The sequence below is a fragment of the Microbacterium sp. CIAB417 genome (assembly GCF_022788845.1).
Genome location: NZ_JAHZUT010000020.1, coordinates 1 through 9,783 on the forward strand (window position 1 = coordinate 1; position 9,783 = coordinate 9,783).

The following is a 9,783-nucleotide window of genomic DNA, read 5'->3' on the forward strand; positions in this document are numbered from 1 at the left end:
GGTCGCGGCGGCGTACGTGTCGATGACCTTCTCGTAGCCGATCTCGTACGCGTCCTGGTAGTACTCCAGGTTGTCGTTCGTCATGAACGGCGCCGGGTAGTAGACGCGGCCGAGCTTGCCTTCCTTGCGGATCTCGATCTTCGATGCGATCGGGTGGATCGACGACGTCGAGTTGTTGATGTACGAGATCGAGCCGGTCGGCGGAACCGCCTGCAGGTTCTGGTTGTAGATGCCGTGCTTCTGGATCGACGCCTTCAGCTCTGCCCAGTCGCCCTGCGTGGGGATGTGGTGCCCGGCGAACAGCTCCTTGACCTTCTCCGTCTGCGGCACCCACTCCTGCTCGAGGTACTTGTCGAAGAACGCGCCCGACGCGTACGTCGAGTCCTCGAAGCCGTCGAACGCGTGACCACGCTCGATCGCGAGCGCGTTGGAAGCGCGCAGCGCGTGGAACAGCACCGTGTAGAAGTAGATGTTCGTGAAATCGAGACCCTCTTCGGAGCCGTAGTGCACGTGCTCGCGCGCCAGGTAACCGTGCAGGTTCATCTGGCCGAGGCCGATCGCGTGGGAGCGGTCGTTTCCGTCCTCGATCGAGCGCACCGAGCGGATGTGGCTCTGGTCGCTGACGGCGGTGAGTGCACGGATGGCCGCCTCGACCGTGCCGCCGAGGTCGCCGCCGTCCATCGCCAGAGCGATGTTCATCGAGCCCAGGTTGCAGGAGATGTCCTTGCCGATCTGGTCGTACGAGAGATCCTCGTTCAACGTCGTCGGCGTGTTCACCTGCAGGATCTCGCTGCAGAGGTTGGACATGTTGATGCGACCCTTGATCGGGTTCGCGCGGTTCACCGTGTCCTCGAACATGATGTACGGGTAACCCGACTCGAACTGGATCTCGGCGAGCGTCTGGAAGAAGTCGCGGGCGTTGATCTTCGTCTTCTTGATGCGCGGGTCGTCGACCATCTCGCGGTACTTCTCGGTGACCGAGATGTCGCCGAAGGGCACGCCGTAGACACGCTCCACGTCGTACGGCGAGAACAGGTACATGTCCTCACCGTTCTTGGCGAGCTCGAAGGTGATGTCGGGAACCACGACACCCAGCGAGAGCGTCTTGATGCGGATCTTCTCGTCGGCGTTCTCACGCTTCGTGTCGAGGAAACGCATGATGTCGGGGTGATGGGCCGAGAGGTACACCGCGCCGGCGCCCTGGCGCGCACCGAGCTGGTTCGCGTAGCTGAAGCTGTCTTCGAGCAGCTTCATGACGGGGATGATTCCGCTGGACTGGTTCTCGATCTGCTTGATCGGTGCACCCGACTCGCGGATGTTGGACAGCAGCAGCGCCACGCCGCCGCCGCGCTTGGAGAGCTGCAGCGCGGAGTTGATGCCGCGGGCGATCGATTCCATGTTGTCTTCGATGCGCAGCAGGAAGCACGAGACGAGCTCGCCGCGCTGCGCCTTGCCCGCGTTGAGGAACGTCGGGGTCGCGGGCTGGAAGCGGCCGGAGATGATCTCGTCGACCAGCTGCACAGCGAGCTTCTGGTCGCCGTCGGCGAGCGCCAGTGCGGTCATGACGACACGGTCCTCGAAGCGCTCGAGGTACCGCTTGCCGTCGAAGGTCTTCAGCGTGTAGCTCGTGTAGTACTTGAAGGCTCCGAGGAAGGTCTCGAAGCGGAACTTCTTGCCGTACGCGCGGTCGTTGAGCTCCTGGATGAACTCATGCGGGTACTTGGCGAGCACACCGGGCTCGTAGTACTCCTTCTCGACCAGGTAGTCGAGACGTTCCTTGAGCGAGTGGAAGAACACCGTGTTCTGGTTCACGTGCTGGAGGAAGTACTCCCGGGCGGCACGCTTGTCGGCGTCGAACTGGATCTGCCCGTTCGCGTCGTACAGATTGAGCATCGCGTTGAGGGCGTGATAGTCCAGGCCCTCGAAACGCGCCTCGGTCTTGAAGCTCAAGTCCTTCAGTGCTGCTTCCACCATCGTTCCAATCCTTCGCCGATGCGCTCGACGTCCTCTGGCGTGCCGAACAATTCGAACCGATCCAAGTGCGGCACACGACACTTTCGGCTGATGATCTCTCCGGCGAGCCCGTAGTGCTCACCGAAGTTGGTGTTGCCCGCGGCTATCACGCCGCGAAGCAGGGACCGGTTGGCCTCGTCGTTGAGGAACCGGATCACCTGCTTGGGAACCGCTCCCCGCTCCTCGCCCCTTCCCTGGCCACCCCCATAGGTGGGGGTGATCAGGACGAAAGGTTCGTCGACGAGGGGGGTCGGGTCCGTGGGCCGCAGCGGAATCCGCACGGCCCGCATCCCGAGCTTCTCGATGAAACGCGCGGTGTTACCCGAGACGCTCGAGAAGTAGACGAGGAGCGGAGCCGACGGGGCGGGCTCACGGAGGGAGTGGGCAACCGCGCCGACCTGGTCTGCGACAGCGGTTGCCATCGGTCAGGCCAGGCGCGCGGCCAGCTCGTCGATCTTGTCGGGACGGAAGCCCGACCAGTGGTCCTCGTCGGTGATCACGACGGGGGCCTGCAGGTACCCGAGGGCCTTGACCTGCTCGAGGGCTGCGGGGTCCTGCGAGACGTCGAGAACCTCGTACTCGATGCCCTTCGAATCCAGTGCACGGTAGGTGGCATTGCACTGCACGCACGACGGCTTGGTGTAGACGGTGATCGCCATTTCGACCTCTTTCTCCCCTCGGACGGACCTGTTCCCAGCACTTCTCGTCGCCGGGACCTCAATACTACATATGGGTACGGACATCGGGTAGCACCACAAGGGGTAGTAGTTACATCCGTGTGATTTTCGTGCCGCTCTCCCCAGATACAACACAGGTTGTCCACCGTTTCATCCACAGCTGCGGCGCGTCGCCGGACCTGAAAAAACCCTGAATCGCGGGCGAATCCTGGATGAACGACGCAACCATCCACACCGGGGCGTCGTCCGCTCGATCCCGCTCGGTGGATAACCGTCTTCGGCGTGTCGCGGCGTGTCGCGCCGCCGCATCCACTCGGCGGCCGAAGCGATCTCCGGGATATCCTGAAGGGATGGCCGGATACCAGGAATTGCTGCGCACCCCGGGGGTGGCGCGCATCATCGCCGCACAGCTCACGGCGCGCTTCCCGAACGGGATGACGAGCCTGGCGATCCTGCTGCACGTCGAGCACGTGACCGGCTCCTACGGGTATGCGGGCCTCGTTCTCGCGGCCTCGTCCGTGGGGCAGGCGGTCTCGGGCCCCGTCACCAGTCGGTGGATGGGCCGATGGGGGATGCGGCGCGTGCTGAGCCTGACGATGATCGTCTGTGCGCTGGCGATCCTCGCCATCGGCCTGCTGGATCTGCCGCTCGCCGGCTTCATGGCGTTCGGGCTCATCGCGGGCCTGTCCACTCCGCCGGTGCAGTCCGCGGTACGCACGATCTATCCCAAGATGGTCAACTCCCGCCAGCTCACCCCGCTCTACTCGCTGGATGCATCGCTGCAGGAGATCATCTGGATCATCGCCCCCGTGGTCATCACGTTCATCGCGACGCAGATCGGCACCTGGGAAGCGCTCGTGCTGATCGCGGTCATCCTCGTCGGCGGTGGAACCTGGTTCATCCTCTCGCCCGAGGTCGGCCGGGTGCGCATCCCCCGCAGCAAGCGGCGCTTCGGCAAGGTTCTGACGCGCCCCACCGTGCTGCTGGCCACGATCATCGGATTCCTCCTCATCGGCGCCTGTGCGGCCGTCGAGGCGGGTGTCGTCGCGACCTTCGACCACGGGGGCCTCGAGGCGGGCATCGTGCTCGCCGTCTTCTCGATCGGCAGCCTCGCCGGCGGCCTCTCCTTCGGCCATGTGCCCATGGGGCCCTGGGCGATGGCGCGCCGCATGGGCATCGTCGCCGTGGGCCTGGTGCTGACGATGTTCTCCCTCAACATCTGGTGGCTCTCGGGCACCCTGTTCCTCGCCGGGATCGGCATCGCCCCCGCCCTCGCCGTGCTGTTCGCGATCACCTCCGTGAGCGTCAAGTTCTCCGACACCGCCGAGGCCTACGGATGGATCGGGACCGGTCAGCTGATCGGAGCGGCTGCGGGCTCCGCGGTCGCCGGCTTCCTGATCGACGCGGTCGAAGCACCCGGCGCCTTCATCGCGGCCGCGGGCTTCGCCGCCGCCGGCGCGATCGTCGCCATCGTGTGCGTGCGCGCCTTCCCGGATCTGCGCCACCGCGACCCGAGTCCCATCCCCGACACCGAGCCCACGCCGATCATCACCTGAGCACCGTTCGGGGTCCACGCGGCGCCACAGAACGACGCAGACGGGCGAGCGGGGCGACAGGCGTTCTACGCTCGTAGACATGCCCGCATCCGTCGCGCTTCCCACCCTCGCGTGGGGCTCCCCCGCATCCGCTCACCACGCCCTCCTCGTGCACGGACTGGGGTCGTCCGGCGCCCTGATGTGGCGCTTCGGAACAGCCCTGGCCGAGGCGGGCTGGCGAGCCGTCGCCGTCGACCTGCGCGGTCACGGCCTGGCACCACGAGCGCTCGACTACACGATCGCCGCCTACGCCGCCGATGTGAGCGAGACGGTTCCCGACTCCGGCAGCGCCTGGGACCTCGTCATCGGCCACTCGCTCGGCGGCGCGTCGGCCACGCTCGCCTCCGCGGATCATCCGCAGTGGGCGAAACGGCTCGTCCTCGTCGACCCCGCGCTGTATCTCCTGCCCGCCGACCGCGCGGTCGTCGAACGCAGTCAGCAGGATGCGTTCGACTCGCCGACGATCGAGGAGGTGCGCGCCGCGCATCCCCACTGGCACCCGCAGGACGTCGAGCTGAAGGCGCAGGCGGCGCAGCTCGCGAGCCCCTGGGCCATCGAGCAGACGCTGGAGCAGAACCCCGACTGGGATGTGACGGATGCAGCCGCACGCCTCACGGTGCCCTCGCATGTCATCGCCTCCGACCCCGCGGTCTACAGCCTGTTCACCGGGCCACGCGCCGACGAGGTGCTCGCCCGCAATGCCCTCATCACGCGCTCGATCGTCGCGGGTGCCGGTCACTCGCCGCACCGCGACCGCCCGGACGCCACGGTAGCGGCGCTGCGCGAGGTGCTGGCATGACCTTCGATCCGAGCGTCTGTCTGCCCGATGACCTGATCGAGCGCATCCGCGGGCGTGCAGCGGACATCGACCGCGAGAACGTCTTCCCGGACGAGGATCTCACCGAGCTGCGTGCGGCCGGATACCTCGGCATCCTCGTGCCCGCAGACCGCGGAGGCGCAGGACTGACGCTCGCCGAGGCCTCGATCCTGCAGCAGCGTCTCGCGACCGCCGCGCCCGCGACGGCCCTCGCCGTCAACATGCATCTCGTGTGGACGGGGGTCGCGAAGGTGCTGCGCGACCGCGGAATCGACGATCTCGCGTTCGTGCAGACCGGTGCTGCCGAAGGGGAGGTCTTCGCCTTCGGGATCAGTGAGGCGGGCAACGACCTCGTGCTCTTCGACAGCGCCACGGAGGCCGTCCCGCTCCCGGACGGCGGATACGCGTTCACCGGCACGAAGATCTTCACCTCGCTCGCCCCGGTGTGGACGCACCTCGGCGTGCATGGTCTCGACACCACCTCCCCCGACGCACCCCAACTCGTCTACGGCTTCGTGCCGCGCTCGGATGCGGTGCGCACCCGCGACGACTGGGACACGGTGGGCATGAGGGGAACGCAGTCTCGCACCACGGAACTCCACGGGGCCGTCGCTCCGGCCGACCGGATCGTACGCCGGGTCGCACCCGGTCCGCAGGCCGATCCGATCGTGTTCGGCATCTTCAGCGTCTTCGAGATCCTGCTCGCCTCCGTGTACACCGGCATCGGTCGACGCGCGCTCGATGTCGCCGTCGAGACGGCCTCGAAACGACGCTCGCGCAAGACGGGACTGACCTACGACCAGGACCCCGACATCCGGTGGCGGGTGGCCGAGATGGCACTGACTTACGACGCGCTCGTTCCCCAGATCGCCGCGCTCGCGAACGACGTGGATGCCGGCGCGGATCACGGCGCGCGATGGTTCTCGCTGCTGTCCGGGCTCAAGCATCGAGCCGCCGTCGGCGCCAAGCGGATCGTCGACGAGGCGATCCTGGTCGCCGGCGGATCGTCGTACTTCTCGTCCAGCGAGCTGGGCCGGCTGTACCGCGACGTGCTCGCCGGTCAGTTCCACCCCTCCGACCCGGAGTCCGCACACGCGACCGTCGCCGCCGCGTGGCTCGGTCCGATCCAGCAGGGAGCGAACGAATGAGCGCAGTGGGCCGCGTTCTCCTCGGCGACGGCCTCGAAGTCAGCGCGCTCGGCTACGGCGGGATGAGCCTCAGCGACGTGTACGGGCCCGTCGACGATGCGACGGCACTCGCGACGCTGACGCACGCGGTGGATGCGGGACTCACGTTCGTCGACACGGCCAACATCTACGGCGCGGGGCGTAGTGAGCGCACGATCGCGCGGCTGCTCGCCACGCGGCGCGACGAGATCACCGTGGCCACCAAGTTCGGGATCTCCGGCGGCGCGATCGGCTCGCGCGGCATCCGGGGCGACGCCGCCTACGTCCGTGAGCAGATCGATCAGAGCCTCGCCCGCCTCGGAACCGATCACGTCGACCTCTACTACCAGCACCGCGTCGATCCGCACGTTCCCATCGAGGAGACGGTGGGTGCGATGTCAGAGCTCGTGACCGCGGGCAAGGTGCGGCACATCGGGTTGTCTGAGGCAACCGCGGAGGAGATCCGTCGCGCGCACGCGGTGCATCCGATCGCCGCCGTGCAGACGGAGTGGAGCGTCGTCAGCCGCGACGTGGAGCGCGCCGTGGTGCCGACGGCCGCCGAGCTCGGGATCGGCTTCGTGCCGTACTCGCCGCTCAGCCGGGCCTGGTTGACCGACGCCTTCTCGCCCGAGGACATCGGCGCCGGCGACGGTCGGCCGCGGTTCCCGAGGTTCTCCGCAGAGAACCTGGCCGCCAACGCCGGTCTCCGCGCCGATTACCTCACCCTCGCGCACCAGCGCGGCCTGACGGGTGCGCAGCTCGCGCTCGGCTGGCTCTTCACGCGTGCCGCGCAGTTGGGTATCGCCGCTGCCCCCATCCCCGGCTCGCGCTTCGCGCGGCACGTGGACGAGTGGCTGCCCGCATCCGGCCTCATCCTGGACGCGGACACCATGACCGCTCTCGAGCCGTACGCGACGGCGATCAGCGGCAATCGGAGCTTCGATATCGGATGGACCAGCCAGCGCGAGGATCTTGCGAGCTGACCGGCGGGATCATTTACCGGAGAAATCGAAGGCGCGCAGCAGCTCCTCGACAGCACGCTCCCGGTCCTCGCCGCCCTCCTCGAACATGTGGGCCACATGGGTACGCAAGTGATTCTCGAGCAGAAGGCGGTTCAACGACTCCAGTGAGCGCTGGATCGCGCGGGACTGCGTGATGATGTCCATGCAGTACTCCTCGGACTCGATCATCTTGGTCACCCCGCGCAGCTGCCCTTCCAGGATGCTCGTGCGGTGCAGGGCGCGCTTCTTGATGTCGTCGATCACGCTGACAGAGTACGCCGTGGAAGGATGACGACATGCCCCGCACCCCGACAGCACTGCTGAGCGACGCCGATCGAGAGCGGTTGCGCGGGCTGCGACTGATGAAGGGGATCGCGCTCGGCGCCCTCATCGTGCTCGCCATCGTCTTCGTGATCGCGTTCGCCTTGCAGAGCCGCTATCCGTGGCTCTCGTACGTGCGTGCCGCGGCGGAGGGAGGCATGGTCGGAGCGCTCGCGGATTGGTTCGCGGTGACCGCACTGTTCCGTCGCCCGCTCGGACTCCCTATCCCGCACACCGCGATCATCCCGACGCGCAAGGACGAGATCGGACGTACCCTGGGCGAGTTCGTCGAGACGAACTTCCTCGCGGCTCCCGTCATCCGCGGCAAACTCGAGTCCTTCTCGCTGTCTGCCCGCCTCGGTGCCTGGCTGGCGCAGCCCGCTCATGCCGAGCGGGTCGCTACGGAGGGAGCGACGATCGCGACGAATGTCATCGAGGCGTTGAGCGACGACGACGTGCAACAGCTGCTGGGCGACTTGGCCCGCGAACACCTGGTCATGCCCGAGTGGGGCCCACCGCTCGGCGGCTGGCTCGAGCGCATGGTCGACACGGGCGCACACCATGGCGCGGTGGATCTCGCAGCCGACAGCATGGCCGCGTGGCTGCGAGCGAACCGCTCGGCCTTCACGGGCCTCATCTCCCGGCGCCTCCCCTCGTGGGTTCCGTCGATGGTGCACACGCTGATCGATGAGGCCGCCTACCACGAGGCGGTCAAGTTCGTCGCAGCCGTCCGCGCGGATCCCGATCACCCGGCGCGGCGCGCGGTGGACGGCTACCTCGCACGTCTCGCGGACAACCTGCAGCACGACCCCACGACCATCGGACGATTCGAAGACGCCAAGACGACGGTGTTCGACTCGCCCCGGGTCCGCGAGCTGGCAGGCGAAGCCTGGCGTACAGCCAAGAACGGCCTGACACGTGGTCTGCGCGACCCGGAGAGCGGGCTGCGCCGACGCCTGGTCGAGACGTTGACGGACGTCGGCCGGCGCCTCGAGCGCGATGAGACCCTGCGCGCCCGCGTCGATGGCTGGGTGACGGATGCGGCGGTGTTCGTGATCGAGCGCTATCGGCACGACATCGCCTCCGTCATCACCGACACAGTGGAACGCTGGGATCCTGAAGAGACCACCGAGAAGATCGAACTCATGGTCGGCCGCGATCTGCAGTACATTCGCCTCAATGGCACGATCGTCGGCTCTCTCGCGGGTCTGACGATCTTCGCGATCGCGCACGCGATCTTCGGAGCCTAGGGGGCGGGATGAGCAGCACGGCGACGACCGAGCGCCTGTTCTCCTATGGGACTCTCCTGCTGCCGCAGGTGCAGCTGGACGTCTTCGGCCGCCGTGTCGAATCGACGGACGACGTGCTCGCGGGCTACCACGTGCAGCAAGCCGACATCGAGGACACCCGTGTCGTAACGCTCTCGGGCCTCGCCACGCACCCTGTGCTGCGCCGCACCGGAAACACGAGCGACAAGGTCAGCGGACGCGTGCTGGAGCTGACGCCGGACGAGCTCGACGCGGCCGACGAGTATGAAGTCTCGCTGTACCGGCGCGTAGCCGTGGTGCTTCAGAGTGGACGCGACGCCTGGGTCTACGTGGGGTAGGGAGCGCGGAAATGGTCACTCTCGTCCTCGTGCGCCACGCCAAGTCCGATTGGGGAACGGCGGGCCTCCCCGATCACGAACGTCCCCTGAACGAGCGCGGCCGACGCGACGCTCCACTCATGGCTGCGGCCCTCGCGCGCACGGGCTTCCGCCCCGATCGCCTGCTCAGCAGCACTGCGGTCCGCGCGCGCACGACCGCGGAAGCGTTCGCACGCGCACTCGACGTTCCGCTGGAGATCGAGAGTGATCTCTACGCCGCGTCGGCCCGCGACATCTGGCGTTCCGCTGCCACGACAGGAGCTCAGAACGTCCTCATCGTCGCGCACGACCCGGGACTGAGTGACCTTGCCACCGCACTTGCCGGGCGCGAGGTGACGATGACGACCTGCGCCGTGGCCACGTTCCCCATCGCAGGAGATCACTGGCCCTCGGCCGTGCCCGTCGTCGAAGAGTGGCAACTCCACGCTCCTCGCTAGAGAGACGTCGCCTTCGCGACCCGACCGCAGCGTTTGTCTCGATCAGAAGCGCGTCCGGCGACAGCACATGGCTCCAGAAACGCGAAAGGGCCACCCAGCTTTGGGTGGCCC

Annotated in this window: 11 protein-coding genes; 7 read left to right on the plus strand and 4 right to left on the minus strand. The window is 67.2% G+C overall.

Features of this window, described 5'->3' with window-relative positions; all coding sequences use genetic code 11:
• From nrdE to nrdH, 3 genes are all read right to left on the minus strand, one after another.
• The coding region (gene nrdE, locus KYX17_RS31430; protein WP_243233674.1) for a class 1b ribonucleoside-diphosphate reductase subunit alpha at window positions 1–1,974 on the minus strand (1,974 nt) is incomplete at its 3' end.
• Entirely contained in the window at window positions 1,956–2,435 is a 480-nt protein-coding gene (nrdI, locus tag KYX17_RS31435; RefSeq protein ID WP_243233675.1) for a class Ib ribonucleoside-diphosphate reductase assembly flavoprotein NrdI, read from the minus strand. The genes nrdE and nrdI, both read right to left, overlap by 19 nt.
• Window positions 2,436–2,438: 3 nt before the next feature.
• Window positions 2,439–2,672: a glutaredoxin-like protein NrdH gene (nrdH, locus tag KYX17_RS31440; protein WP_137417590.1), complete on the minus strand. Its 234-nt coding sequence runs from the start codon at window positions 2,670–2,672 to the stop codon at window positions 2,439–2,441.
• A 368-nt stretch (window positions 2,673–3,040) separates the two neighbouring features.
• Between nrdH and KYX17_RS31445 the strand changes: the two genes are divergently transcribed.
• From KYX17_RS31445 to KYX17_RS31460, 4 genes are all read left to right on the plus strand, one after another.
• On the plus strand, window positions 3,041–4,246 hold the full coding sequence (locus KYX17_RS31445) for an MFS transporter (protein WP_243233677.1): 1,206 nt from the start codon (window positions 3,041–3,043) through the stop codon (window positions 4,244–4,246).
• Window positions 4,247–4,325: 79 nt separating this feature from the next.
• Window positions 4,326–5,084: an alpha/beta fold hydrolase gene (locus KYX17_RS31450; protein WP_243233679.1), complete on the plus strand. Its 759-nt coding sequence runs from the start codon at window positions 4,326–4,328 to the stop codon at window positions 5,082–5,084.
• The gene (locus tag KYX17_RS31455; RefSeq protein WP_243233681.1) at window positions 5,081–6,250 is read left to right on the plus strand and encodes an acyl-CoA dehydrogenase family protein; all 1,170 of its coding nucleotides are present in this window, start codon (window positions 5,081–5,083) and stop codon (window positions 6,248–6,250) included. The genes KYX17_RS31450 and KYX17_RS31455 overlap by 4 nt, the downstream gene beginning before the upstream one ends.
• Window positions 6,247–7,251 (plus strand): aldo/keto reductase, encoded by a 1,005-nt coding sequence (locus tag KYX17_RS31460; RefSeq protein ID WP_243233683.1) that lies wholly within the window; start codon window positions 6,247–6,249, stop codon window positions 7,249–7,251. The genes KYX17_RS31455 and KYX17_RS31460 overlap by 4 nt, the downstream gene beginning before the upstream one ends.
• A gap of 9 nt (window positions 7,252–7,260) precedes the next feature.
• Here KYX17_RS31460 and KYX17_RS31465 read toward each other — a convergent pair whose 3' ends face one another.
• On the minus strand, window positions 7,261–7,533 hold the full coding sequence (locus KYX17_RS31465; RefSeq protein ID WP_243233686.1) for a metal-sensitive transcriptional regulator: 273 nt from the start codon (window positions 7,531–7,533) through the stop codon (window positions 7,261–7,263).
• A 32-nt stretch (window positions 7,534–7,565) separates the two neighbouring features.
• On the opposite strand from KYX17_RS31465, the gene KYX17_RS31470 reads away from it, so the two are divergent.
• Genes KYX17_RS31470 through KYX17_RS31480 form a run of 3 tightly spaced genes read left to right on the plus strand, consistent with a single transcriptional unit; the run spans window position 7,566 to window position 9,672 of the window.
• Window positions 7,566–8,840, plus strand: a complete 1,275-nt coding sequence (locus KYX17_RS31470) for a DUF445 domain-containing protein (protein ID WP_243233688.1) — start codon at window positions 7,566–7,568, stop codon at window positions 8,838–8,840.
• Window positions 8,841–8,848: 8 nt separating this feature from the next.
• A complete protein-coding gene (locus KYX17_RS31475) occupies window positions 8,849–9,196 on the plus strand; it encodes a gamma-glutamylcyclotransferase family protein (RefSeq protein ID WP_243233691.1) in 348 nt (115 codons plus the stop codon).
• Between the two features lie 11 nt (window positions 9,197–9,207).
• Window positions 9,208–9,672 (plus strand): histidine phosphatase family protein, encoded by a 465-nt coding sequence (locus KYX17_RS31480; RefSeq protein WP_243233696.1) that lies wholly within the window; start codon window positions 9,208–9,210, stop codon window positions 9,670–9,672.
• Window positions 9,673–9,783 lie beyond the last annotated feature (111 nt).